Source organism: Stenotrophomonas sp. YJH_SMC_48-3, assembly GCF_059369375.1.
Map to the genome: position 1 here is coordinate 204,009 of NZ_JCAFSQ010000007.1, position 24,529 is coordinate 228,537.

19 protein-coding genes and 3 tRNA genes are annotated in these 24,529 nt (G+C 66.1%); 15 read left to right on the forward strand and 7 right to left on the reverse strand.

From position 1 onward, the window contains the following. Positions 1 to 78: 78 nt before the first annotated feature. From AC5P65_RS13215 to AC5P65_RS13255, 9 genes are all read left to right on the forward strand, one after another. Positions 79 to 558, forward strand: coding sequence for a peroxiredoxin (locus AC5P65_RS13215; RefSeq protein ID WP_019661176.1), 480 nt, complete (start codon positions 79 to 81; stop codon positions 556 to 558). Between the two features lie 84 nt (positions 559 to 642). After that, positions 643 to 2,043, forward strand: coding sequence for a PhoH family protein (locus AC5P65_RS13220; protein WP_019661175.1), 1,401 nt, complete (start codon positions 643 to 645; stop codon positions 2,041 to 2,043). Next, a complete protein-coding gene (locus tag AC5P65_RS13225; RefSeq protein ID WP_019661174.1) occupies positions 2,040 to 2,546 on the forward strand; it encodes a hypothetical protein in 507 nt (168 codons plus the stop codon). The genes AC5P65_RS13220 and AC5P65_RS13225 overlap by 4 nt, the downstream gene beginning before the upstream one ends. Before the next feature lie 12 nt (positions 2,547 to 2,558). Next, a complete protein-coding gene (locus tag AC5P65_RS13230) occupies positions 2,559 to 3,227 on the forward strand; it encodes a YoaK family protein (RefSeq protein WP_019661173.1) in 669 nt (222 codons plus the stop codon). A 65-nt stretch (positions 3,228 to 3,292) separates the two neighbouring features. Further along, positions 3,293 to 4,102: a bifunctional hydroxymethylpyrimidine kinase/phosphomethylpyrimidine kinase gene (thiD, locus tag AC5P65_RS13235; protein ID WP_180833044.1), complete on the forward strand. Its 810-nt coding sequence runs from the start codon at positions 3,293 to 3,295 to the stop codon at positions 4,100 to 4,102. Beyond that, complete coding sequence (locus tag AC5P65_RS13240) at positions 4,099 to 5,025, forward strand: alpha/beta hydrolase family protein (RefSeq protein ID WP_111103711.1); 927 nt, start codon at positions 4,099 to 4,101, stop codon at positions 5,023 to 5,025. The genes thiD and AC5P65_RS13240 overlap by 4 nt, the downstream gene beginning before the upstream one ends. Further along, positions 5,016 to 5,092: transfer RNA gene (locus AC5P65_RS13245), tRNA-Arg, on the forward strand. Before AC5P65_RS13240 ends, AC5P65_RS13245 begins: the two co-directional genes overlap by 10 nt. A gap of 58 nt (positions 5,093 to 5,150) precedes the next feature. Continuing rightward, positions 5,151 to 5,227: transfer RNA gene (locus tag AC5P65_RS13250), tRNA-Arg, on the forward strand. A gap of 32 nt (positions 5,228 to 5,259) precedes the next feature. After that, positions 5,260 to 5,336: transfer RNA gene (locus AC5P65_RS13255), tRNA-Arg, on the forward strand. Between the two features lie 606 nt (positions 5,337 to 5,942). Here AC5P65_RS13255 and AC5P65_RS13260 read toward each other — a convergent pair. Beyond that, positions 5,943 to 6,863 (reverse strand): LysR family transcriptional regulator, encoded by a 921-nt coding sequence (locus tag AC5P65_RS13260; protein ID WP_111103851.1) that lies wholly within the window; start codon positions 6,861 to 6,863, stop codon positions 5,943 to 5,945. Between the two features lie 140 nt (positions 6,864 to 7,003). Between AC5P65_RS13260 and AC5P65_RS13265 the strand changes: the two genes are divergently transcribed. Next, positions 7,004 to 7,705, forward strand: coding sequence for a pirin family protein (locus AC5P65_RS13265; RefSeq protein ID WP_206621970.1), 702 nt, complete (start codon positions 7,004 to 7,006; stop codon positions 7,703 to 7,705). A gap of 81 nt (positions 7,706 to 7,786) precedes the next feature. On the opposite strand, the gene AC5P65_RS13270 is transcribed toward AC5P65_RS13265, so the two are convergent. Beyond that, the gene (locus AC5P65_RS13270; protein ID WP_021202527.1) at positions 7,787 to 8,482 is read right to left on the reverse strand and encodes an alpha/beta hydrolase; all 696 of its coding nucleotides are present in this window, start codon (positions 8,480 to 8,482) and stop codon (positions 7,787 to 7,789) included. Positions 8,483 to 8,666: 184 nt separating this feature from the next. On the opposite strand from AC5P65_RS13270, the gene AC5P65_RS13275 reads away from it, so the two are divergent. Beyond that, complete coding sequence (locus AC5P65_RS13275) at positions 8,667 to 9,806, forward strand: MFS transporter (protein WP_495215654.1); 1,140 nt, start codon at positions 8,667 to 8,669, stop codon at positions 9,804 to 9,806. Between the two features lie 80 nt (positions 9,807 to 9,886). Here the strand turns inward: AC5P65_RS13275 and AC5P65_RS13280 are convergent, their stop codons facing one another. Continuing rightward, the gene (locus AC5P65_RS13280) at positions 9,887 to 11,005 is read right to left on the reverse strand and encodes an alpha/beta hydrolase (protein WP_495215655.1); all 1,119 of its coding nucleotides are present in this window, start codon (positions 11,003 to 11,005) and stop codon (positions 9,887 to 9,889) included. Between the two features lie 183 nt (positions 11,006 to 11,188). On the opposite strand from AC5P65_RS13280, the gene AC5P65_RS13285 reads away from it, so the two are divergent. From AC5P65_RS13285 to AC5P65_RS13300, 4 genes are all read left to right on the forward strand, one after another. Beyond that, entirely contained in the window at positions 11,189 to 12,535 is a 1,347-nt protein-coding gene (locus AC5P65_RS13285; RefSeq protein WP_111103867.1) for a c-type cytochrome, read from the forward strand. Next, positions 12,532 to 13,458, forward strand: coding sequence for a c-type cytochrome (locus AC5P65_RS13290; RefSeq protein ID WP_021202531.1), 927 nt, complete (start codon positions 12,532 to 12,534; stop codon positions 13,456 to 13,458). The genes AC5P65_RS13285 and AC5P65_RS13290 overlap by 4 nt, the downstream gene beginning before the upstream one ends. Positions 13,459 to 13,574: 116 nt before the next feature. Beyond that, positions 13,575 to 15,953 carry a TonB-dependent receptor gene (locus tag AC5P65_RS13295; RefSeq protein ID WP_329859493.1) on the forward strand — a complete coding sequence of 793 codons (2,379 nt, stop codon included), beginning with the start codon at positions 13,575 to 13,577 and terminating at the stop codon, positions 15,951 to 15,953. Between the two features lie 8 nt (positions 15,954 to 15,961). Continuing rightward, positions 15,962 to 18,070 (forward strand): phosphocholine-specific phospholipase C, encoded by a 2,109-nt coding sequence (locus AC5P65_RS13300; RefSeq protein WP_495215656.1) that lies wholly within the window; start codon positions 15,962 to 15,964, stop codon positions 18,068 to 18,070. A gap of 108 nt (positions 18,071 to 18,178) precedes the next feature. Here AC5P65_RS13300 and AC5P65_RS13305 read toward each other — a convergent pair whose 3' ends face one another. From AC5P65_RS13305 to AC5P65_RS13320, 4 genes are all read right to left on the reverse strand, one after another. Next, the gene (locus tag AC5P65_RS13305) at positions 18,179 to 19,774 is read right to left on the reverse strand and encodes an alkaline phosphatase D family protein (protein WP_346484266.1); all 1,596 of its coding nucleotides are present in this window, start codon (positions 19,772 to 19,774) and stop codon (positions 18,179 to 18,181) included. Positions 19,775 to 19,784: 10 nt separating this feature from the next. Continuing rightward, positions 19,785 to 22,718, reverse strand: a complete 2,934-nt coding sequence (locus AC5P65_RS13310) for a TonB-dependent receptor (RefSeq protein WP_495215657.1) — start codon at positions 22,716 to 22,718, stop codon at positions 19,785 to 19,787. Between the two features lie 143 nt (positions 22,719 to 22,861). Then, positions 22,862 to 23,884, reverse strand: a complete 1,023-nt coding sequence (locus tag AC5P65_RS13315; RefSeq protein ID WP_180832965.1) for a FecR family protein — start codon at positions 23,882 to 23,884, stop codon at positions 22,862 to 22,864. Next, positions 23,881 to 24,396 (reverse strand): RNA polymerase sigma factor, encoded by a 516-nt coding sequence (locus tag AC5P65_RS13320; protein WP_180832963.1) that lies wholly within the window; start codon positions 24,394 to 24,396, stop codon positions 23,881 to 23,883. The genes AC5P65_RS13315 and AC5P65_RS13320 overlap by 4 nt, the downstream gene beginning before the upstream one ends. Between the last annotated feature and the right edge of the window lie 133 nt (positions 24,397 to 24,529).

The following is a 24,529-nucleotide window of genomic DNA, read 5'->3' on the forward strand; positions in this document are numbered from 1 at the left end:
TCTTCGCGCGTCTCTCACGCGCGCGTGGCGTTTCATGTAGCTGTAATGGCAAGAACCCAGGCTCGACAGAAGGACCTCATGAACAACGGCGACACCCTGGACAGCACTACCCTCTCCCTGCCGCTGGCCCTGTCCGGCGGCGACCACGCCACCCTCGGCGACTATGCCGGCCAATGGCTGGTGCTGTACTTCTATCCCAAGGACAGCACGCCGGGCTGCACCACCGAAGGCATCGACTTCAACGCCCTGCTGCCGAAGTTCAGGAAGGCGGGCGCGGTGGTACTGGGCGTCTCGCGCGATTCGGTGAAGTCGCACGACAACTTCTGCGCCAAACAGGGCTTCAACTTCCCGCTGGTCAGCGATGGCGACGAAGCGCTGTGCAGCGCCTTCGACGTGATCAAGATGAAGAACATGTACGGCAAGCAGGTACGTGGCATCGAACGCAGCACCTTCCTGATTTCCCCCGACAGCCGCATCGTGCAGTCCTGGCGCAAGGTCAAGGTTGCCGGCCATGCCGATGCCGTTCTCGCCGAACTGAAGGCCTCCCAGTCCAAGTGAGTCCCACTGCCTACCGTGTCTGCCATCACCCTGCCCCGCTGCAGGCCGTGGTGGTTTTTCCCTGCCCGTAACCAGGAATCGACGATGACCCGAGGCAAGCGCATCTACGTGCTGGATACCAACGTGCTGATGCACGATCCCACCGCGCTGTTCAAATTCGAGGAGCACGACATCTACCTGCCCATGCAGGTGATCGAGGAGCTGGACAACGGCAAGAAGGGCACCTCCGAAGCCAGCCGCAACGCTCGCCAGGTGAGCCGTTTCCTCAACGAGCTGGTGCAGGAATCCGGCCTGGACAACCTGGCCGACGGCATTCCACTGCAGCGTCCCAATGGCCTGCAGCTGCGCGGCAAGCAGAGCGCCGGCAAGCTGCGCTTCCAGACCAGCCATTTCGACGCGGGCAAGAGCTTTGGCAAGGTCATTCCGGACAATGCCATCCTCGGCGCGATCCTGGCCCTCAAGGAAGAAACGCCGGACCTGCCGGTGGTGTTCGTTTCCAAGGACATCAACCTGCGGATCAAGGCCGCCATCGCCGGCATCGTGTCCGAGGACTACGAGAACGACCGCGCACTGGACGATTTCAGCCTGCTCTACACCGGTGCCACCGAGCTGCCCGAAGACTTCTGGAAGCGCCACGGCGAGGATCTGCGCAGCTGGAGCGACAAGGGCCGCAGCCATTACGAGATCCAGGCGCAGGATGGCGAGGAGTGGTACCCGAACCAGTACGTCTACCTGCCCGGCGAAGACGAAGTCGAACTGCGCGTCAGCCGCGTGGTCGGCGACGGCAAGGTAGTGCTGTCGCTGGTCGATGATTTCCGCCACGGCAGCCATGCCGTGTGGGGCATCAGCGCACGCAACCGCGAGCAGAATTTCGCCCTCAACGCACTGATGGACCCGGAGATCGACTTCGTCACCCTGCTGGGTACCGCCGGTACCGGCAAGACCCTGCTGGCACTCGCCGCCGGCCTGGCACAGACGATGGACCAGCAGCGCTACCGCGAGATCATCATGACCCGCGCCACGGTCAGCGTTGGCGAGGACATCGGTTTCCTGCCGGGCACCGAGGAAGAGAAGATGACGCCGTGGATGGGCGCGCTGACCGACAACCTGGAAGTGCTCACGCACAACCAGGAAGGCGGCACCTGGGGCCGCCAGGCCACCAACGACCTGCTCGCCAGCCGCATCAAGATCCGCTCGATGAACTTCATGCGCGGCCGCACGTTCCTGTCACGCTACCTGATCCTGGACGAGGCGCAGAACCTCACCCCCAAGCAGATGAAGACGCTGATCACCCGTGCTGGCCCCGGCACCAAGATCGTCTGCCTGGGCAACGTCGAGCAGATCGACACCCCGTACCTGACCGAAACCACCTCGGGCCTGACCTACGCGGTGGATCGCTTCAAGAACTGGCCGCATAGTGCGCACATCACCCTGCGCCGTGGCGAACGCTCGCGCCTGGCCGATTACGCGTCGGAGGTGTTGTGAACCGCTGCACCCGCCTGCTGCTGCCCACGGCTGCGATCGCCCTCGCAGCCGCGCTCGGCGCCTGCACCACCACGCGCGGCCCGGCCAGCGTGCCGACCGCCGAACGTACCGGACAATCCTGGGTGGTCACCCGCCCGATCATCGCCGCGCAGGTGCTCGACACCTGCTCGCGGCCCAGTCCAGGCCGCGAGGCGGGCCGGGTCAGCGGCTATTGGGCACCCAGCCGGCAGCAGATCGACCAACTGGAAGCACAGCTCTCGTCGCTGCAGGCACAGGTCCCGAAGGTGCTGGACTTCGACCGCCAGTACGTCGGCATCGAAAGCGCCGGCAAGCGGCTGATCTACGTCAACGCCTTCCATCTGCCCGATGGCAGCGGCATCAATCCGGCACGGGAAGCGATCCGCGTCTGCGACGGCGGCACGCAGTTCTGGGGCGCGGTGTTCGACCCCTCCAGCAATACCTTCAGCGAGCTGCAGTTCAACGGCGGCTTCGGCGGGCCCTGAGGGGCCTTGCCGATGGGAATACGCCTGCCCACCTGGGTCTGGATTGGTGCGGTCGCGCTCTCGTGCGTGGCCGGCATGGTCAACGTGGTCGGCTTCCTCGGCTTCGAGCATCAGGCGGTCAGCCACATGACCGGCAGCACCAGCCAGCTGGGCATGGCGCTGGCGCAGGGCGACTGGCGCGCGGTCGGCCATCTGTGGGGGCTGCTGATCGCGTTCTCACTGGGTGCGATGCTCAGCGGCCTGTTGATCCAGGACAGTACCCTGCAACTGGGCCGACGCTACGGCGTGGCGCTGGCCTTGGAGTCCGCGCTGCTGCTGGTGGCCATTCCGCTGTTCGAACGCCACCAGATCTGGGGCGCACTGGCCGCCGCCATGGCCTGCGGCCTGCAGAACGCGATGGCCACCACCTTCAGCGGCGCGGTGGTACGCACCACCCATCTCAGCGGCATGTTCACCGACCTCGGCATCGGCCTGGGCCACCTGCTGCGCGGATTGCCGCTGCAGGTACGACGCCTGACCCTCAGCGGCCTCATCATCAGCGGCTTCCTGGCCGGCGGCATCCTCGGCGCCTGGCTGTTCATGCGTTGGCAATATGACGCCCTGCTCGCCCCTGCCCTGCTGACTGGCCTGACGGGCCTGGGCTATGTGCTGTACCAGCAGTGGGCGCGCTGGCGGCATTGAGGTGAAGCGCATCCACGCATGGCGTGGGTCTACCTTCCCCTGCGGGACCACGGCACAATCGCTGGATGAGCCCGACCACCCCCGTTTCCGCCCTCACCATCGCCGGCTCCGACTCCGGTGGAGGGGCGGGCATCCAGGCCGACCTGAAAACCTTCGCCGCGCATCGCGTGCACGGCCTCTCCGCAATCACCGCACTGACCGCACAGAACACGCGTGGCGTCATCGCCGTGCATGTGCCGCCGATCGACTTCCTGCGCGCGCAGCTGGATGCCTGTTTCGACGATTTCGACATTCACGCGGTAAAGCTGGGCATGCTGGCCAACGCCGGTGTGATCAACGCCGTTGCTGACGCACTGGAGAAGCATCGTCCGCCGCACGTGGTGCTGGACCCGGTGATGGTCGCCACCAGTGGGGCGCGCCTGCTGGAAGACAGCGCATTGCAGGCCATGCGTGAGCGCCTGATCCCGCTGGCCACGCTGATCACCCCCAACACACCGGAAGCAGAACTGCTGGTCGGACGGAAGATCAGCAATGGCGATGACGCTGAGCGCGCGGCGTCAGCCCTGCTCGATCTCGGTGCCGGCGCCGTACTGCTGAAAGGTGGCCACCTGCAGGAAGGCAACCGCGTAATCGACCGCTACTTCGACGGCGTCAGCAACGAAGAATTCATCCACGCCCGCCTGCCACTGGATGCACATGGCACCGGCTGCACGCTGGCTGCGGCCATCGCCGCGCAGCTGTGCAATGGCCTGAGCCTGGCCAACGCCTGCGAAGCCGGCATCGATTACGTCGCACGCGGCCTGCAGCGGAGCCATGCCCCTGGTCGCAGCGAGGTGCGGGTGCTCGATCACTTCGGCGCGGCACCACACGCATGAACCTGGCGCCGCGCATCCTCGCCGTACAGTGCGACGACGGCCATCGCTACGAAGTGATTGCCTGCGTGCCCGCGCACCCCATTGCGCGCCTGCTGTGGCTGCCCGCGCTGGGCGTGGCCGCGCGCCATTACCTGCCGTTGGCGCAGGCGCTGGCTGCGAAGGGCGTGGCGGTGTACCTGCACGAGTGGCGCGGCAACGGCAGCAGTTCGCTGCGCCCATCGCGCGCGCTGGACTGGGGCTATCGCGAGGTACTCGAACAGGATCTGCCAGGCAGCCAGGCCGTTCTGGCTGCAGCGGATGAAGAGGCTGGCACCCTGCCCTGGATCATCGGCGGCCACAGCCTTGGCGGGCAGCTGGCCTGCGTGCATGCCGGACGCCATCCGCAGCACTTCAACCGGCTGTGGCTGGCCGCCAGCGGCTCACCGTTCTGGCGTGGCTTCCCGCCACCACGCGGATGGCTGCTGCCGCTGGTCTACCGCTTTCTGCCGTGGATCGCGCAGCGCCAGGGCGTGCTGCATGGCCGTCGCCTTGGCTTCGGCGGCACCGAGGCGCGCGGCCTGATTGCCGACTGGGCGCGCGTGGGCCTGAACAACCACTACGCCGCGTCCGGCATGGACGAAGACCTCGATGCGCAGATGGCGCGCGTGCATGGCAGCGCGCAGGCGGTGCTGATGGAGCACGACTGGTTGGCCCCCACCGGATCGATGCAGACGCTGCTGGCGAAACTGCCGAATGTGGACGCGCAGCTGCGCGTGCTGTCCGCGCAGGAACTGGGCACGCGCGCCGATCATTTCGCGTGGCTGAAGGCGCCGGACGCCGTGGCTGACAGCTTTTTCATTCAGTTGGATGAAAATTTTCACAAAACTGTTGACGGTCCGCGCCGACATCCGCATAATTCCGCTCCTGTCGCAGGGCGCCCGTAGCTCAGTTGGATAGAGTACCTGGCTACGAACCAGGCGGTCGGGAGTTCGAATCTCTCCGGGCGCACCACTCGACAGGTTTCCGGCATCCGCCGCTGGAAATGCAGTAAAATTTGATTGTGTACCGCGCGCCCGTAGCTCAGTTGGATAGAGTACCTGGCTACGAACCAGGCGGTCGGGAGTTCGAATCTCTCCGGGCGCACCATACACAGTCAACACAACAAGTTTATGTAATTGGCGCCCGTAGCTCAGTTGGATAGAGTACCTGGCTACGAACCAGGCGGTCGGGAGTTCGAATCTCTCCGGGCGCACCATTACACCGAAACAGCAGGCCTCGGCCTGCTGTTTTTTTATGTGCGTCTTTCGGCAGGGCTGCGCCCTGCACCCGCCGAAGCAACAGCTATGGCCGAAGCAACAGCAACAGCAACAGCAACAGCAACAGCTGGTGTTCCGTGGGTTGGCGGGGCGGCATGGACAGGCAGGACACGCCGTAAACCCATCCATGGGGGCTCGATGGCGGCATCCATGCCGCCAACGGTCCTGCCTGCCCATGCCGCCCCACCTCTGACAGATTTCCGCGATCTGATGGATCCACGCCATGCGTGGATGAATCTCCATCGAGTTCGAGTATTTCGATAATTGATCGAAGAGCATCCACGCATGGCGTGGATCTACCGTGTCGACCCAGGTCGACACCTACCAACAGCAGCGGGACTCTGTCGAAGGCGGGGTGGGTCCGGTTGCGGGAGTGTCCGCGGCATGGATGCCGCGGCCAAGCCCCCATGGACGGGTTTACGGCGTCTCCCGCAACCGGACCCACCCCGCCATCCCTCAGGAAACCAGCTGTTGCTGTTGCTGTTGCTGTTGCTTCGGCCATAGCTGTTGCTTCGGCGGGTGCAGGGCGCAGCCCTGCCAAACCCCTACCCCCTGGCCATTGCCTGCCACCACTGCGACAGCAGCTCCGGCCTGCGCAAGCGCTCGCGCCACCAACGCAGTGCGGCGCCGTCCTCGCCGGTGCGCCAGGCCAGCCAGAAGGTCTCTTCCGGCTTGTGCTCCTCCACCTCGCGGATCACCAGCTGGCCACGCGCCACCGCAGCGCGCGCGCACGGCTCGGGCAGGAAACCGAAGCCCACGCCTTCGCACTGCAGTTTCAGCTTGCTGGCCATGTCAGGCACCGTCAGCATCTCCTGCCCCATCAACAGGCCCACCGTGCGCGGCAGCAGCCGTCGTGCCGAATCGGAGACCGCGATCGCGCAGTGTTCGACCAGCTGCTCGCGACCGAGCACGCCAGGCACGTTGGCCAACGGATGTTCGGGCGCGACCGCGAATACGAACGCCACCGTACCCAGCGGCTCGACCACGTAGCCACCGCCGCTGGGGCCCTCGCCCGGCGCGCCGACCAGCAGGTCGGCACGCCGGTCCAGCAGGGCCTCCCAGGTGCCGGACAGGGCCTCGCCGATCAATCGCAGCCGGGTCGGCGCCTGGGCCTCACGAAACGCGGCGATGTCCGGGCCAAGCAGCCAGGTCGGGAACACCGAGTCCACCGCCAGGGTCAGTTCGGTCTCCCAGCCCGAGGCCACCCGCCGCACCCGCAGTTCCAGCTCGCGGGCTGCACGCAGCAGGTGCCGACCCTCGTCCAGCAGCGCGCGGCCAGCTGCGGTCAGCTCGGCGCGCGGGCCAACCCGGTCGAACAGCTGCACGCCCAGGTCCTCCTCCAGCTTGGCCACGGTGTAGGAGATGGTCGAGGGCACCTTGTGCAGCGCCTTGCCAGCGCCCGCAAACGAGCCGCGGCGGTCGATGGCATCCAGGATCTGCAGGGCATCGAGGCTGAGCTTGAGCATTCGAATTTTTCGATGATGGCTGTCAAAACTATCCGTTTTTCAAACCCGGGGCGCAAGCGGATACTTCTCTCCAACGGGGAAATGCAAGAGCTACTCGCCCGTCCCGCCCCATCGAAACCATCGAACAAGGAGATTCCATCATGCTGCAGATCCGCAAGAGCGCTACCCGTGGCCTGGCCGAGCATGGCTGGCTGTCCTCGCGCCATACCTTCTCCTTCGCCAACTACTACGACCCGCGTTACGTCAGCTTCGGCCCGCTGCGGGTCATCAACGAAGACAAGGTCATCGGCGGCCAGGGCTTCGGCACCCACGGCCACAGCAACATGGAAATCATTTCCTATGTGCTGGGTGGTGCGCTGGAACACAAGGACTCGATGGGCACCGGTTCGGTGCTGCGCTACGGCGACGTACAGCGCATGAGCGCCGGCAGCGGCGTCACCCACAGCGAGTTCAACCACTCGGCCGACGAAACCGTGCACTTCCTGCAGATCTGGATCTTCCCGGACACCGAGAACATCGCGCCGTCCTACGAGGAGACCCACTTCTCGCCGGAGGCCAAGCGCGGCCAGCTGCGCCTGATCGCCTCGCCTGACGGTGCCGACGGTTCGCTGCGCATCCACCAGGATGCCCGCATCTTCGCCACCATTCTTGATGGCGGCCAGAAGCTGCTTCACGCCCTCGGCAACGGTCGTGGCGCCTATGTGCAGGTGGCGCGTGGCCAGCTGCAGGTCAACGGCATCACCCTGGAAGCCGGCGATGCACTGCAGGTCAGCGACGAAGCCCAGTTGACGCTGGAAAACGGCAACGATGCCGAAGTGCTGGTGTTCGACCTGCCGCTGTAACCACAAGGCCCTCGATGCTGCTGAGCATCGGGGGCCTTTTCGTAGAGCCCGGCCTGCGCCAGGCGTGCTACAGGAGGAGTGTTACCCACCGATGGCGGCGCAGGCCTCCAGGATCAGCGCGGTCACTTCCTTCGGCTGCGAGGCCAGCGAGGCATGGCTGGCATCCAGCTCCAGCAGGCGCTTGGGCTGCATTCTTGCGGCCATGGCCTTCTGGTTTTCCGGTGCGATCATGCGATCGTGGCGGGACAGCTGGTACCAGCTCGGCCTGTCCTTCCACGCTGGATCGCTGACCGTATCACCGAACGTGCTGGCCAGCGGCGCCTTCTGGGTCACCGCCATCACCCGGCCCTCGTCCTCGCTCAGATCCTGGCAGAAGCTCTCATGGAACTTGTCCGCACGCAGCCACAGGTAGCCATCGCTGTCCGGTGCCAGGTTCGGCGCCGCCTCCGGCAGGTGCTGCTGGGTGATGCCACCGGGACTCTCGCCGGCATCAGGCGCGAACGCGGCGATGTAGACCAGGCCCTTCACATTGGCCTCGTTGCCGGCCTGGCTGATCACTGCGCCGCCGTAGGAATGGCCGACCAGCAGCACCGGACCGTCGATCTGCCGGATCATTTTCTGGGTGCGTCCTGCGTCGTCGGCCAGCGACGTGAGCGGCAATTCCACCGCCTGCACCCGGTCGTGGCCGTTGCGATGCAGTTCCAGGATCACCTTGGCCCAGTGTGCGGCCCCGCCCCAGAATCCATGGACGAGGAGGATGGTCGGTGTCGTGCTCATGTACGGATCTCCGGCAGCGGCCGGCGGGGTGCCGACCGTGCAGCCACTGTCCGTGAGTCGCGTTAATCACTGGTGACGTCCTCGCGTCATTGCAAACGTATGCGTCGAAGGTTGTCGCCCTTGGCACTTGCCGATTCTTCTTGGGAACGTTTTCATGACGATTCCCTGAAGCTTCGTATCGCGCATGACGCCTTCATCCCCACGTGCCCAGCAGCACGCCACCCGTGCCGCCTTCTTCATTCCCGGATTCGCCACCGCCGCGTGGGCGCCGATGGTGCCCTATGCCAAGGCCAAGGCCGGGCTGACCGATGCCAGCCTTGGTGCAGTGCTGCTGTGCCTGGGGCTGGGTTCGTTGCTGGCGATGCCGCTGGCGGGTGCGCTGACTGGGCGACTGGGATGCCGCCGTCTGCTGGTGGCCACCTGCTCGATGGTGCTGCTGGCGTTGCCGATGCTGGCGCTGGCCCCCTCGCCACTCGCACTGGGCACTGCCCTGTTCGTGTTCGGTGCCGGCGTGGGCGCGATGGACTGCACGGTGAACATGCAGGCGGTAGCGGTCGAACGCGACGCCGGGCGCGCGATGATGTCCGGCTTCCACGCCTTCTACAGCATCGGCGGGTTCGTTGGCGCCGGCTGCATGACCGGGCTGCTGATCCTCGGCACGCCGCTGTGGCTGGCCGCTCTGGTTGCGGTGGCTGCTCTGCTGCTGGTGGCAGCGCTCTCGGCGCCGCACTGGCGTCCGCAACGGATCCTGCATGAAGGCCCGCTGCTGGCGCTGCCGCATGGCGTGGTGCTGTTCATCGGCGTGCTGGCCTTCGTGGTGTTCCTCGGCGAAGGCTCGATGCTGGACTGGAGCGCGGTGTTCCTGGCCGAAGTGCGACAGGTGCCACGCGACCAGGCCGGTGCCGGCTTCGCGTTGTTCACCCTGGCGATGACCGCGATGCGTCTGTTCGGCGACGGCATCGTCGAGCGCCTCGGCCGCACCCGTACCCTGGTCTTCGGCGGCATCACCGCCGCAACAGGCTTCACCCTGGCCACGCTGGTGCCCTCGTTCCCGGTGGCGCTGGCCGGCTACGTGCTGGTCGGGCTGGGCTGCGCCAACATCGTGCCGGCACTGTTCTCGATGGCCGGCCAGCAGCGGGTGATGCCGGAGAGCATCGCCATCACTGCAGTGACCACACTGGGTTACGCCGGCATCCTCGCCGGCCCGGCGGCGATCGGCGCAGTGGCGCATGCCACCAGCCTCGGCTTTGCCTTCCTGTGCGTAGCCGTACTGCTGCTGGGCGTAGCTGCCTCCGCCCGCTCACTGGCCCGACGCGTGGCCTGACAAAAAAAGGGGACGGAGGGGATTAAGTCGCATCTGCCACGGGTGTGCTGCAAACGACTTAATCCCCTCCGTCCCCTTTTTCAGCCGTGTGCCAGCCATTCGGCCTGGGCCGGCAGCTGCGGCGCCGGGCATGCGCTCTGCGGGTGGTGCTCGTCGCGCGCCATCCAGTCGTCAACCACTCCGGCCAGCAGATCCAGCCGCAGCGGCAGGGTGATATGGTCTTCGCCGCGCATCTCGATGTAGTGCGCGCGCGGGTTGGCCTGGGCCAGTTCGCGGCCCTGGCTGACGGGTATGTGCTGATCGCCCTGCCCGTGCAGCAGCAGCACGCAGGCGCGGGTATCGGCCAGCGCACGCGCGACGTCGACGCGGTCCAGATCGACGTCGATGCGACGGCTGGCGTCGGCGATCACCTGGTTGATGTCCTGGCCGCCGTAGCGCCAGCGCGCGTACGACGCCATCGCCTGCGCCTTCAGGCCTTCCGGCTGCAGCCCCATCAGGTGCGGGATCATCGTGCGGATGGCCACGCCGGCGTTGGCGAAGGACTCCATCGCCACCACGCCTGCTATCTGATCGCCCAGCTTGTCGGCGGTGAACACTGCCGTGGCGGCGCCGTAGGATACGCCGAACAGGTACAGCGGGCCGGTCACTTCACCGCGTGCGCGCAGCTCGCCGATCACATCGACCACATCGTCAGATTCGTAAGTGCCATAGCCGGACGGCCCCGCACCGGACTGGCCATGATTGCGCAGGTCGAGCGTGACCACGCGGTAGCCGGATTCAGCCAACTGTAGCGACCACGGCAACATCGAATCGCCGTTCATCATCCAGCCGTGCAGCAGCACCACGGTACCGCGCGGTGCCTGCGCGCGGAACGGCCGCGGTACCGCCAGGCTCAGACCGGTATCCAGCGGCAGGCCGTTCTCGTGGCGCTGCGGCAGGTAGTGGTAACGCGCGCCGTAATCGCCCGGATCAAACACACGCCAGAAGATCGGCACGCCATCGCGGCCCCGCGCAAAGCCGTGGCGGTTGGGCAGTTCGGCGATGGCCGCTGCGATGCGCGGGCGATCGAGCAGGGTCGACACGCCACCTGGCGCGATCAGCCGATCGGCGAGCGAAGTGGACGAGGCATTGATCGAGGACGAGCATGCAGCCAGCCACAGGCCGGCGCACGCCAGCGACAACAGCAGCAGGCGCTTCATGGGCAATCAGGGAAAAGGTGCGACAGCGTGGCAGGTTAGCGACGCGGGCGTGGGCCATCTATCGCGCATGGATGACGGCTTGATGACAACGCAGGAACGATTCAGGTTGTCACAATGGCGCGATTGACCTCGGCATTGATCCGGATCAATGAATACGCCGGCACGATTGCCCACAGTGCCGCCATGCGCACCTCGTTCAAGCTCGCCATTGCCCTGGTCGCCACGCTGGCCGCCGCCTACGGCGTCGCCCGCACCACGCCCTACTGGTTCGCACCGCGACAGACCGCGCAGGTCGACATCCACGATCCGGCATTGATCGCGCAGGGACAATACCTGTCGCGCGCCGCAGACTGCGCGGCCTGCCACACCGCACCGGGTGGCAAGCCGTTCGCCGGTGGCCTCGGCATGCAGACGCCGATGGGCACGATCTACTCGACCAACATCACGCCCGATCCGGACACCGGCATTGGTGCCTACGACTACGCCGACTTCGAGCGCGCGGTACGTCGCGGCATCCGTCACGATGGCCAGCCGTTGTATCCGGCCATGCCGTACGCCTCGTACGTGATCGCCAGCGACGCCGAGATCAAGGCGCTGTACGCCTACTTCATGGGCTCGGTGCAACCGGTGAAGCAGAACAACGCCGACAGCACGATCCCGTGGCCGGCAAACATGCGCTGGCCATTGGCCTGGTGGCAGCTGCTGTTCGCACGCCCGCGCACGTTCAACCCGGATCCGTCGCTGGATGCCAGCCAGCAGCGCGGCGCCGAACTGGTGGAAGGCCTGGCCCACTGCGGCGCCTGCCACACGCCACGCGGGTTGGCGTTCCAGGAAAAGGCAATGGCCGACGATGGCAGCCGCCAGTTCCTGTCCGGCTCGGTGCTGGAAGGCTGGTATGCGAAGAACCTGCGCAATGAAGCGAGCGGCCTGGCCAGCTGGAGCGAGGGCGAGATCGTCGACTTCCTGCGCACCGGACGCACCGATCGGTCGGCGGCCTTCGGTGGCATGGCCGACGTGGTCGAGCACAGCACGCAGTACCTGTCCGACGCTGACCTGCTGGCGATGGCCCGCTACCTGAAGCAGCTGCCCGCCCGCGAAGGACGCAGCGCACAGTGGTCGCCCGGCAGCGACACGACCACCGCCGCACTGCGCAGCGGCGACTACCGCGTGGCCGGTTCGCTGGCCTATGCCGAGCACTGCCAGGCCTGCCACCGGGCCGACGGACGCGGCATACCCCGCGTCTATCCGGCCCTGGCCGGCAACTCGATCGTGTTCGCCGACGATCCCAGCTCGCTGGTGCAGGTGACCCTGATCGGTGGCCGCACGCCGCATACCCCGCACGACCGCATGGCCTTCACCATGCCCGGCTTCGAACAGCTGCCGAACGCGCAGCTGGCACAGATCCTGACCTTCATCCGCAGCAGCTGGGGCAACCAGGCCAGCGCAGTGAGCGAGGTCGACGTGGCACGCATGCGCCGGGTGGTGCGCGACAAGCCAGTGCACTACGTTCCGCAGGAGTCCGCACGATGAAACGTTCGCGCAAACGCTCCCGCCTGCTGATCGGCAGTGCGATCACCCTCGTGCTGCTGGCCGGCGCCGGTACCCTCGCTTACCGCCATCTGTACCCGGACCTGGATACCGCCGTGGCCAGCACGATCGATATCCTCGATGCACAGGGCAAGGTGGTCGGCCACTACCGTGCACCCAGCGCCGAAGAAATCGCCGGGCTCGGCAATGCCGAGTCGGTGATGCTCGGCCGCCGCCTCCTCAACGAGACCGCACGGCTGCTGCCGGACAACGTCGGCAACGATCTGAACTGCAACTCGTGCCACATGGCCGAAGGCAAGCGGCCGTTCGGCAATCACTACTTCAACACCGGCGGCGGCGCCTATCCGCGCTACATGCCGCGTCCGGGCAAGGTGATCGGGCTGACCGAGCGCATCAACGGCTGCCTGCAGCGTTCAATGAACGGCAAGCCGCTGCCGAAGGACTCGCCGCAGATGCGTGCGATGCTCGACTACATGGCGTGGCTGAGCAGCCCTGTGCCAGTGGGTGCAAGGGTGGCTGCCCCCAGTGAGGGGCCCATCGACAGCACGCTAACCCCGGACCCGATCCGTGGCCAGGCGCTGTACGCCGTGCAGTGCGCTGCCTGCCATGGCGACAATGGTGAAGGCCGGCGCGACGCCAGCGGTGACATCGCGTTCCCGCCGCTATGGGGCGACCACAGCTTCAACATCGGCGCCGGCATGGCGCGCCTGTACAAGGCCGCCGGTTTCGTCAAACACAACATGCCGCCGGCAGTGACCCGTGAACCGCCACTGGGCCAGCAGGTGATGCCCGACCAGGATGCGGTGGACATCGCCAGCTACTTCATCAACCAGCCACGCCCGGACTTCGCCAACAAGGCCAAGGACTGGCCGCGCGACCCGAAACCCAAGGACGCGCGGTACTGAGCAGAAGCCATTGGAACCGGCCGTCACACAACACGGTTCCTGCTTCGCCGCGTCATGCCGATGTCATGGGCGCTGCCGACACTCCGGGGCTTCCCTCCCCTGAAGGTCCGGTTTCAATGCGAACGTTTGCGCGTTTTCCCCGTGTCTCGCTGCTTGCCGTGCTGATCGCCCCCGCCCTGGACGCCCTCGCAGAAGCACCGCAGGGCGATACGGGCGAAGCGCACAGCAGCGATGCCCGTACCCTGGACCAGGTACAGGTGATCGGCCAGGCCACCAGCTACGCCAAGACGTCGGTGCGCGCAGAAACACTGAACCGGCAGACGGTGATGAGCAGCGTCAACGATGCGCTGAACGAAGTACCCGGCGTGGTGGTCAGCGAGGCCGACGCCACCGGCTCGTCGGTGTGGGGCACGCAGATCAGCATGCGCGGTTTCGTCACCAATCGTGATACCCAGCAGATCGGCACCACCATCGACGGCCTGCCCAACGGCGGCTCAGGTTACGGTGGCGGCTCGCTGGCCAACCGCTACATCGACACCCTCGACCTGGAGACGGTGGAAGTCAGCCAGGGCACCGCTGACATCTCCTCGCGCTCGAACGAAGCACTGGGCGGCACGCTCAACTTCCTTACCAGCGACCCGCTGCAGGACAGCCGCCTGCGCTTCGTGGTCGGTGCCGGTGACAACGAGGCGCGCAAGTACTACGTGCGCTACGACACCGGCCTGCTCGGCGGCCACACCCGCGCGTGGGTCAGCGCCTCCTCGTCGAAGGTGCACGACTGGATCGACGGCACCGGCCACGCCAGCAACAACCACGTCGCCGGCAAGTTCATCACCGAACTGGATCGCTGGACGCTGGCCGGCTACCTGTCCTACAACGATGCCGACGAGCCCGAATACACCAGTGTTTCGCCGAAGGGCTTTGCCACCCATCCGGATCGCGACAACCTGGTCGGCACCCTCACCGGCATTCCCTATCTGGACCAGAACTTCCGTTCGGGCTCGCGTGCGCTGCGCGAGAACACCTTCGGTTACCTGCGTGCGGCCTTCGACGGCGGCAACGGGTTCAAGGCCTCGGTGGCCGCCTACGGGCACCGCATGCAAGGTCGTGGCGACTGGCTTCCACCCTACCTGGCGCAGGTCAGCGATGAGGGTGCGGGCCGCCCCGAATCGGAATATCTGGGTGGCAAAACCGTGTACGGCGGCAGCAACCGTGGCCAGATCTTCTTCGTCAATCCCGATGGCAGCGCCGCGCAGCGCCTGGCCAGCTGCACCCCGCGCCTGGGCTTCACCGCCGAGTACGATCCGAACTGCTACGCGGGCAACGTGCTGGGCGCGCAGTCCTACCGCCACACCCACTACGACAACGACCGCATGGGCGTGACCGCCGACGTCGAATGGCGGCAGACCTTCGGCGCAGTCGACAACACGCTGCGTGGCGGCCTGTGGGTGGAGAAGCTGGACCGTTCGGCACGCCGTGACTGGCACCGCCTGCTCAACGTCGGCCAGGATATCGCCTTCGACCACCAGCCGTACTGGGTGCAGTTCGAGGACAAGTACAAGGTTGACGAACAGATGTACTACGTCGAGGACGTGGCCCGCTTCGGGCCGTTCAGTGCCCGCCTGGGCGTGAAGCAGTTCTTCGTCGACCAGTCGCGCCGCCGCGTGATCGGTGCCAGCGAGCACGTCGAATCCGATTCCAGGTCCGATCCACTGTTGTCCACCGGCGTCACCTGGGCACCGGGTGTGGAAGGCATGGAGCTGTTCGCCGGCTTCTCGCAGAATTTCGCCGCCATTCCTTCAGGCGTACTTGGCGAGACCGACCCGCAGCGCTTCCGCAATGTCGAACCGGAGACCGCCGACAACATCGAAGTGGGCATGCGCATCAGCCGCTGGCCGCTGACCGCCTCGGTCACGCTTTACAACATCAAGTTCGACAACCGCATCGTCTACCTGCCGGCGGGCTTCGTCAGCGGCATCGACTACCTGGGCGAGACCGACGGCGTCTATGAGAACTTCGGTGGCGTGGAAAGCAACGGCCTGGAAGCCGCGTTCGGCTATGGGTGGAACAACGGCTGGCGGATCAACGCGGCCTACACCTACAACCGCTCCAAGTACCTGGGCAGCGGCAGTGCCGCGCGTGATGCCCAGCTGGGCATCGTCGACGGCGCCAAGGTGATCGGCCAGCCGGAGAACACCCTGGTGCTGTCGGCCGACTGGCAGGGCGCCAACTGGAACTTCGGCCTGTCCGGCCGTTACCTGGGCACGCGCTACCTTGATGCCGCCAACGTCAACACGCTGCCCTCGGCCACCGTGTTCAACGCCAACATCGGCTTCGACCTGCAGGGGCTGTCGCCGCGCCTGAAGGGCATGGGTGCCAACCTGGTGGTGAGCAATCTCACCGACAAGCGGTATCTTGCAGGGGTGGACGGCCGCGACAACGCCTTCATCGGCGCCCCGCGCACCGTCGGCATCTCCTTCCGCGTGGACCTGTGAGTGAGCCCGTGACCGATATCGGCCGACGCCGGTTGTTGCAGGCCGGCGTTGCCGCCGGCCTTTCTCCGCTGCTGCCCAGCATCGCCCGGGCCGCAGCGATCGCCCCTGCCGCGCAGACGCGCAGCCTCGAAGACCTGCAGCACATCGTGGTGTTCATGCAGGAGAACCGTTCGTTCGACCACTACTTCGGCACGCTGCCGGGGGTACGTGGCTTCGGTGATCGGTTCGTCGCCCCGGCCGCCGCGCTGCAAGCAGGTGGCCGCACCCGCAGCCTGTGGCTGCAACCCGATGCCAGTGGCACGCGGGCGATCGCGCCGTTCCCGCTGGATACCGCCGCGCACTTCGGCTACATGCGCGTGGAAGGCACGCCGCATACCTGGCCCGATGCGCAGCGCGCCTGGGACCACGGCCGCATGGGGCACTGGCCGAAGGCCAAGCAGAACCACTCGATGGGCTACTTCCAGCGCAGCGACCTGCCGTTCCAGTTCGCGCTGGCCGATGCCTTCACGATCTGCGATGCGTACCACTGCGCCATGCAGGCCGGCACCAACCCGAACCGGGTGTTCCTGTGGACCGGCCACAACGATGCACAGGCCCGTGCCGGTGGCCCGGTGATCGCCAACTCGCATGACAACTTCCCCGAACACGGCGGGCATCCGGCGTCGTACCGCTGGACCAGCTATGTCGAGCGCCTGCAGAACGCCGGCGTATCCTGGCAGATCTACCAGGACATGGCCGACAACTTCACCGACAACCCGCTGGCCGGCTTCGAGGCGTTCCGTCGTGCCTACAGCGCGGCACCCGGACATGATCCGCAGCTGCGCGCACGCGCTGTCAGCACCCGTGGCCTGCCACAGCTGCGCCAGGACGTACTCGACGGGCGCCTGCCTCAGGTCAGCTTCATCATCGCCGATGCCGCCGGCAGCGAACATCCCGGCCCGTCCAGCCCGGCCCAGGGCGCGGCCTATACCGCGCGCGTGCTGGATGCGCTGACCGCCGATCCGGAAGTGTGGAGCCGCACCGCCCTGCTGCTGATGTTCGACGAGAACGACGGATTCTTCGACCACATGCCGCCACCGGCCCCTCCCTCACCGGTGAACGGTGGATGGGCAGGTGCCTCGTCGGTCAGTACCGAGGGCGAGTATCACCGTCATCCCGCACCGGGCGACGAGAAGTACGATGCCGCCGAACTGCGCGGGCGCCCGTATGGTCTCGGTCCGCGTGTGCCGCTGTACGTGATTTCGCCGTGGAGCCGCGGCGGCTGGGTCGATTCGCAGGTGTACGACCACACCTCGGTCATACGCCTGATCGAACGTCGCTTCGGCGTGGCCGCACCGGACATCTCGCCGTGGCGCCGTGCGGTCTGCGGGGATCTGAGCAACGCGTTCGACTTCGCCCAGCGTGATACCCGTCCGTTCGTGCGCGGCCTGCCGGACATGAGCGCGGTGGCCGCGCGTGCCGCCGCCTTGCCGGGACGCACCGTGCCCACGCTGCCAGAGGGGCTGAAACCAGCGAAACAGGAAAGCGGTGTACGCCCGGCGCGTGCCCTGCCCTACCGGCCGCAGGCATCGATCGCTGCGGTCGACGCTGCGGGCGTGGACCTGACGTTGTCCTGCGAAGGCGCAGCGGCTGTGCTGCATGTCTACGACCGGCTGCGGCTGGATGCGGTGCCACGCCGCTACACGCTGCTGCCCGGTAGGCCGCTGCGCGAGCGCTGGCCGCTGGATGCCCAGGGCCGCTATGACCTGTGGTTGCTCGGCCCGAACGGCTTCCACCGCCACTTCCAGGGAGCGGCCACGGGTCCTGCCGTGCAGGCTTCAATCGATCGCGTCGATGACCAACTGCGGCTCCGCCTGCGCAATCTGGGTGACAGTGCACAGCAGGTGCGCGTGCACGGCGGCGCCTATGCAGGACACATGCCCGAACAGACATTGGCGCTGCCCGCACATGCGCAGACTTCATTGGCGTGGGATGCTACGCCTACCGCCGGCTGGTATGACCTGCGCGTCAGCGCGGGTGGGAGTGTGCTGCGTTTGGCCGGCCGCGTCGAGGATGGGCGCCCCGGCACCAGTGACCCGGCGATGGGCACCGAGCCGCTGCGGTTCGAGCACGATTGAAGAATCCCGGTAGAGCCGAGCCCATGCTCGGCTGCTTTCGCCCTGGTCGCATTGCCCCGAAAAAAGCAGCCGAGCGTGGGCTCGGCTCTACAGCGCAGACCGGTAGATTCAGGCCTCCTGCAGCCCCGGCCGGCCGTGCTCCACCGCGTAGCGCTTCCAGCTCTGCACCGCGCCATTCGGCTGCATCACCGTATCCAGCGTCTTCATGTCGCCGATCCACGCATCGCGGGTGACATCGCACAGCACGTAGCCACGCTTGTCGGTGGTCGCCTTCAGGTAAGGGCTGTGCGCAAGCTGGTTCCTGGCATACGCGTCCACGCCTTGGCCGTCGGCACCGGAAGTGATCGAGGTGGCGAGGAACTCGCTGGAGACCACGCCCGAGTCACGGTGGTCCTGCACCAGATCACCGGCATAGTGGCGATGCGCATCGCCGCAGGCGGTCACCACGTTGCCGAAGCCCACCTTCTGGATGTGATCAAGCAGGCGCCGGCGACTGTCCAGATAGCCCGACCACTGGTCGTCGGACGACTGCACCACGCCGTCTTTCTCGCGCATGTAGTTGCCCAGTGCCACCTGGTGGGCGATCGTGTGCCAGCGCGGTGAAGCATCGGCCAGGCCGTCGAACAACCAGCGTTCCTGCTTCGCTCCCACAATGCTGCGCTCCGGCGATTCCACCTCCTCACGCAGCGCCATGTTCACCTGCTTGCTGCGGTACTGGCGGGTGTCGAGCAGGTGCAGGTCCATCAGCGTGCCGTAGCGTGCGCGCCGGTACATCTGCATGTGGCCATCGCGCGGGAATGCCGAACGGCGCAGTGGCATGTTCTCGTAGTAGGCCTGGAACGCCTGTGCGCGGCGCAGCAGGAATACTTCGCTGGGCGTGTCATCCTGGTCTTCGGCGCCGGCCCAGTTGTTGTCCACTTCATGGTCGTCAAAGGTGACGAACCACGGTGCCGCCGCATGCGCGGCCTGCAGGTCGGCATCGCTCTTGTACTGGGCGTAGCGGCGGCGGTAATCATCCAGCGTGTAGATCTGCGGGCCGACGTGGTTGCGCAGGTTGGTGAACGGCTGTCCGTTCATCTTCCGCAGGCCCGGCTGGCTTTCGCCTTCGTAGATGTAGTCACCGTAGTGGAAGACGAAATCGAGTGGTTCCTCGGCGATGCGTCGCCACGCGGTGTAGTGGCCTTCTTCGTAATGCTGGCAACCGGCCACCACGAAGCGAACGCGATCCACCGCTGCCGTGGCTGCCGGCAGCGTGCGCGTGCAACCCACTGCGCTGGCGTGGCCGCCTACGGTGAAGCGGTACCAGTAGGGCCGTCCGGGCGCCAGCCCGTCCAGCTCCACGTGCACCGCGTGGCCAAGTTCGGGATGCGCCATTGCCGAACCCTGGCGTACCACCCTGCGCATGCCTTCGTCTGCTGCCAGCTGCCACTCGACCACCATCGGCCGGGCAGGCATGCCACCGCCGAACACCAGCGGCTCGGTCGCCAGCCGTGTCCACAGCACCATGCCATCGGCCGAGGGATCACCCGAGGCCACGCCCAGGGTGAAGGGCGTGCTGGCAAAGCGCGGCTTGGCCAGCAGGTTGCGCGGGTTCAGCGCGGTGGCATCGGCCTGCGCGGCCAGCGCGTGTGCCGTGCCCATCCAGGCGCCGGCAGCAGACAGGCCGGCCAGGGCCAGGAATCGCCTGCGATTGATCGTATCCACGGCGCTGCCCTCAGTTGTAGATGATGTGGAAGTAGAAGAAGCGGCCGTAGTCGTCGATCTCGGTACGGAAGCGCCCATTCGGGCCGGTGCTGTAGGTCGGCTGGGTGTTGAACAGGTTCTTGGCTTCGTACTTCAGCGTCACGTGCCTGCCGACCTTGTGGCTGAAGGCCATGTTGAACGTCATGTACGGGTCGTAGTACGAATCCAGCCATTCGGTGTCACCGAAGTCGACCAGCATCCGGCTGCGGTAGGTTCCGGAAAGGCGCAGCTGCGCGCTCCTCCACGGCATGCGCCAGATCACCGAACCATTGAGCGACCAGTCCGGCTGGTACAGCAGGCGATCCAGGTGGCGCGCGGTGCCATCACTGATGCGGTAGTCGGTCTGCCCTTCCAGCCGCGTGGCGTTGAAGTACATGTCGAAGCGCTGGCGGCCCCACTGCAGGTTGCGATTGGCCACCGCGAACTCGACACCGCGCAGCTTCGACTCATCGGTGTTCATCGGCTGGGTGACCCGATAGCGGGTATCACCCACGTTCTCGAAGGTGGTCAGGGTGTAGATGTCGTCCTTGATCACCTTGTCGAACAACGCCACCGAGACCAGGCCGTTGTTGCCGTTGAAGTACAGGTCCCATGCAAGGTCGATGTTGGTGGAACGGCGCGGCTGCAGATCGGCATTGCCCTGCTTGATGGTGCAGAAGCCCCTGCCCTCCTCGTCATCGCCACAGCTGGTGCTGGTGGCCTGGGCGATGTTGCTCGGCGTCGGCCGGCCCAGCGTGCGGCTGGCGGAGAAGCGCAGGCGCTGGTCCTCGGTGAGCTTGAAGGTTGCGTTCAACGAGGGCAGCAGGTTGTTGTAGCCACCGCTCGTGTTGCGGAACGCAGAGGTATAGGTAGCGCCGCCATCATCGCTGAACGGGCTGTAGGCATCGAAGCGGGTGTGGTCGTAGCGCAGGCCGCCGATCAGCAGCAGCCGGTCCCAGGCGTAGTGCGCGGATACATAGGCATTGGTGATGTCCTCCACGTACTTGTAGTCGCTGGTGAAGTTGGCATTCGGATACGCCGCATTGTTGCTGCCCAGTTTCGGCAGCAGTTCCTCGGTCCACTTGCGGTTGTCGATCAGCGGGAAGCCGGGCACGCTGCCCAGCAGTGTCGAACCCGGATACAGGTAGTCGTTGAGCGTGGCGCTGCTCTTGAAGTAGTCGAAGTCGATGTCCTGCCAGATCTTCAGGTGGCGGTACTCGGCGCCGGTGGCCAGGCCGAAGCCACGCGCATCGGCGTCGATGTTGTAGCTGAAATCGGCGCGCAGGTTGTCGATGCTCTCCTTGGCATCGCGCGGGGAGACGTAGGCCTGCGCCGGATTGAGCTTGAATGCGGAACTGGTCAGCAGGCTGGAATCGGAAACCGCCACCGCGTTGGGGAACCCGTGGCTGTCGTTCTCGTAGTCGACGAACAGATTGCTGGGGTAGGCGCGTACACCCCAGTAGACCTGGCTGTTGTGGAAGGTCTCTTCGGTGTGGCCACCGCGCAGGGTCAGGCGCGAACGGTCGCCCATGTCCCAGTTGAAACTGGCGATGGCACCACGGTTGCTGCGGTCCCAGCGGTCGTGACGGTTCTTGATGTAGATGCTGTTGATCTGGGTGGTGCCGCTGTCCTCGGTCTGGTTGCGGATCGGGAACTTGGCATTGCCGTACAGATCGGTCTTGTTCATCGTCGAGTTCTCGTAGAACCGGTACGAGTACAGCAGCAGCGATGCGTAGAACGGATCGTCCGAGGGCTTCCACTCAAGCTTGGCGGAGCCACCGAAGTTGGTGATGAAGTTGGTATAGGTGCCGGTGCTGAAGTTGCCAGGCGCACGCAGCCCGTTCCAGCCCTTGGCCTCGTCCGGGCCCGTGGTACCGTCGGTGAGGTATTTGCCTGCGTCGTTGTAGTAGTAGTTCGACTCCACCCAGCGCTTGACGCTGTTGCGCGAACGCTGCTCGTAGCGTGCCACCGCAACGATGCCGAACTCCTGGTCGACACCAAACTGGTTTGAGAACACCATCTTGGCGCTCTTGCCGAAGTGACCCAGGGTCTCGTGGTTGCCGCCTGCGCTGCGCTCGACGTTGGTCTCGGCGGTGGAATAGATGCCTGCCACATCGGCAAACACGTACTTGCCTGACCGGTCGAAGGCACTGCGGCTGATGATGTCGATCACGCCGCCGATCGCATCCGGTGCCTGCTCCGCACTGAAGCTCTTGTAGATGTCGGTACGGGTGCCGATGTCGCTGGGAATCAGCTGCAGGTTGTTCATGCGCTCGCCGGAGCCACTGCCCCCCACGCTGGCAATCGCGATGCCATCGATGGTGGTGTAGTTGAGGTTGGCCTGTACGCCGCGCACGGTCACGTAACGTGGCTCACCGGCATCCTCCACCGCACTCAGGCCTGGAGCGGCCATCAGGCTCTCGGCCAGGGTCTCGTCGCCGTAGCTGTCCATCTCGTCGTACACCACCGAATCCTTGATCACCGGTGAGCGCTTCTTCTGGTCGATGACCTCATGTGCAGCAATCACCTTCACCGTGTCCAGGGTCGGCGCCACCATTGCCTCGGCCTCGCGCGGCTTCGGCGCGGCCGGCTTCGGTTCGTTGCGTGCTGGCGCCGGATCGATGGCGATGACATTGCCATCCACCACGGTGTACCCCAGGCCGGTACCGGCCAGCAGCGCGTCCAGCGCCTGCCTGACGGTGGCACCGCGCGGCACCGCACCGGCCATGCGGGCATCACCGCCGGCCGAGTACAGGAACTGCACCCCGGAACTGCGCGACAACTGCTCCAGCGCACGCGCCAACGGCTGCGCCGCGATCGGCGTGGATACACGCGCCTCCAGGCCATCGGCACCGGCGGCGAAGGCCAGCGGCACGCTGCAGGGAGACAGGGCGAGGATGATCGACAGGTAGAGCGTGTTGCGCATCACGGGTCCTTGGAAGAGAGAGAAGGCAGCAGGCGCCGCTGCGTGGCTCGGCAGCGGCTTCTCCCAAGTAAGAGCCCGCATCCACCGAAGTGGAGAACGCGGATTCGATGAATTTTTTTTGACAGTCCACGGCCATTTCGGCCTCAGCGACTGCCAACCCGCACGGTGTCGCCTTCGCGCCTCACCACGAAACGCGGGTCGCGTTCGAGGAAGGCCTGCAGCGCACCGATGCGATGCGCATCGAGACTGCCCGACAACCGTGCCGATGCCGCGCCTTCGTCCAGCACGCGGACCTGCACCTGGTTGTGCCGGTTGAAGGCAGCGGCCACCTCGTCCAGCCGCTCATCCAGGAAGGACACCTTGCGTTGCTGCCAATCCAGCAGCATCGACAATGGCAGGTCCAAGGACTCGACCGCATGGCTGCCCGCGTCGACCTGCACCACTCGGCCTTCGCCCAGCTGCGCAAGACGCCGGGCGTCCGCACCCTGGCTCCATACCTCCACCTCGCCGGAGACCACGCCGATGCGCGTGCTCTGCAGCCGTCGCGATACATCGAATACCGTGCCGATATCCCGGATCTCCAGGCCGTTCACCTGCACCTCGAACGGACGGCGGTCGCGGGCGATGTCGAACGTGGCCTCACCCTGCAGCAGCTCCACCTTGCGGCTGAACCAGCCCATGCGTACCCGCAGGCGGCTGTCCGCGTTGAGCTGCACCTGGGTCTGGTCGGGCAGCACCAGGTCGCGAAGTTCGCCCTGTCCGGCACTGTAAAGCTGCTCGGTGGGCATCACCTGCGGAACCAGGCCCACGCCGAGCAGGGTGATACAGGCTGCGGCAGCTGCCACCCACCAGCGCGCACGACCGCGCCGCGGCACAGCGCGCGGCGGCGCGTGCACGCCACCGAACAGCGGCACCACCTTGGCCGACGTCGCCTCCCGCAGCGGCGGCGCCTCGTCAGCCAACGACGATTGCAGCGCTTCGCCCACCTGCCGGTGCAACGAGAGCACGCGCAAGTAGGCGCGCACATGCTCCGGCGAGCGCTTCATCCAGTCCAGGAACGCGAGGCGCCCGGCCTCATCCAACGGCCCCTCGCGGTTGCCCAGGAACCAGTCCATGGCCTCGCAGGCGATCGTGTCGTCGGCCACGGGCGATGAGGTCCGGTTCATGTGAGCTCCCTGGCGCCCAGCGCCTTCCTGCAGGCCTCCAGCCCCTTGCCGATGTGCTTGCGCACCATGTGCACCGACACCTGCAGCTGCTGGCTGATTGCCGGGCAGTCCAGTCCGTCGCGGTAGTGCAGCTCCATCACCCGCCGCGTGGTTGCCGGCAGTCGTGCGATGGTGCTGCGGATATCGTTCCAGCGCTGCGCACGCTCGAAATCACCTTCGATGTCTTCTTCGCTTTTCAGCACTTCGGCCAGCAGGTCGACGTCTTCCAGCGGCGGCAGCGACGACCGCGCGCGCGCATGCTCGCGCGCCAGGTTCGCCGCCACGGTGAACAGGTAGGCTTCCGGGTTCTCGACCGCATCGGCATCTTCGCCGGTGCTGCGCAGCAGGCGCAGGTAGACCTCCTGCGCCAGGTCTTCGGCATCCTCGCTGGCCGAACCGCGACGCAGGAAGAAGCCACGCAGTAGCCGGCGCCGCAGCGCGTAGCTTTTCTCCCAGATCCTCACGCTGTTCACGGCCGGCCAACCACCCCGAGGCTGGAAAGCCCCGCAGGGTGACCGCCATCGATGACAGTGGCGTTTCAACGACCGGCAGGCAGCCGCTAGAATGCGGCCCCTGCAATGTCCCGGCAGCCGGCACAAGGAGTGC

What these genes read in the sequence shown, in the direction of transcription:
- AC5P65_RS13215 (WP_019661176.1), top strand. Translation starts at nt 79, where the DNA reads ATGAACAACGGCGACACCCTGGACAGCACTACCCTCTCCCTGCCGCTG.
- AC5P65_RS13220 (WP_019661175.1), top strand. Translation starts at nt 643, where the DNA reads ATGACCCGAGGCAAGCGCATCTACGTGCTGGATACCAACGTGCTGATG.
- AC5P65_RS13230 (WP_019661173.1), top strand. Translation starts at nt 2,559, where the DNA reads ATGGGAATACGCCTGCCCACCTGGGTCTGGATTGGTGCGGTCGCGCTC.
- thiD (WP_180833044.1), top strand. Translation starts at nt 3,293, where the DNA reads ATGAGCCCGACCACCCCCGTTTCCGCCCTCACCATCGCCGGCTCCGAC.
- AC5P65_RS13240 (WP_111103711.1), top strand. Translation starts at nt 4,099, where the DNA reads ATGAACCTGGCGCCGCGCATCCTCGCCGTACAGTGCGACGACGGCCAT.
- AC5P65_RS13260 (WP_111103851.1), bottom strand. Translation starts at nt 6,863, where the DNA reads ATGCTCAAGCTCAGCCTCGATGCCCTGCAGATCCTGGATGCCATCGAC.
- AC5P65_RS13265 (WP_206621970.1), top strand. Translation starts at nt 7,004, where the DNA reads ATGCTGCAGATCCGCAAGAGCGCTACCCGTGGCCTGGCCGAGCATGGC.
- AC5P65_RS13270 (WP_021202527.1), bottom strand. Translation starts at nt 8,482, where the DNA reads ATGAGCACGACACCGACCATCCTCCTCGTCCATGGATTCTGGGGCGGG.
- AC5P65_RS13275 (WP_495215654.1), top strand. Translation starts at nt 8,667, where the DNA reads ATGACGCCTTCATCCCCACGTGCCCAGCAGCACGCCACCCGTGCCGCC.
- AC5P65_RS13280 (WP_495215655.1), bottom strand. Translation starts at nt 11,005, where the DNA reads ATGAAGCGCCTGCTGCTGTTGTCGCTGGCGTGCGCCGGCCTGTGGCTG.
- AC5P65_RS13285 (WP_111103867.1), top strand. Translation starts at nt 11,189, where the DNA reads ATGCGCACCTCGTTCAAGCTCGCCATTGCCCTGGTCGCCACGCTGGCC.
- AC5P65_RS13290 (WP_021202531.1), top strand. Translation starts at nt 12,532, where the DNA reads ATGAAACGTTCGCGCAAACGCTCCCGCCTGCTGATCGGCAGTGCGATC.
- AC5P65_RS13295 (WP_329859493.1), top strand. Translation starts at nt 13,575, where the DNA reads ATGCGAACGTTTGCGCGTTTTCCCCGTGTCTCGCTGCTTGCCGTGCTG.
- AC5P65_RS13310 (WP_495215657.1), bottom strand. Translation starts at nt 22,718, where the DNA reads ATGCGCAACACGCTCTACCTGTCGATCATCCTCGCCCTGTCTCCCTGC.
- AC5P65_RS13315 (WP_180832965.1), bottom strand. Translation starts at nt 23,884, where the DNA reads ATGAACCGGACCTCATCGCCCGTGGCCGACGACACGATCGCCTGCGAG.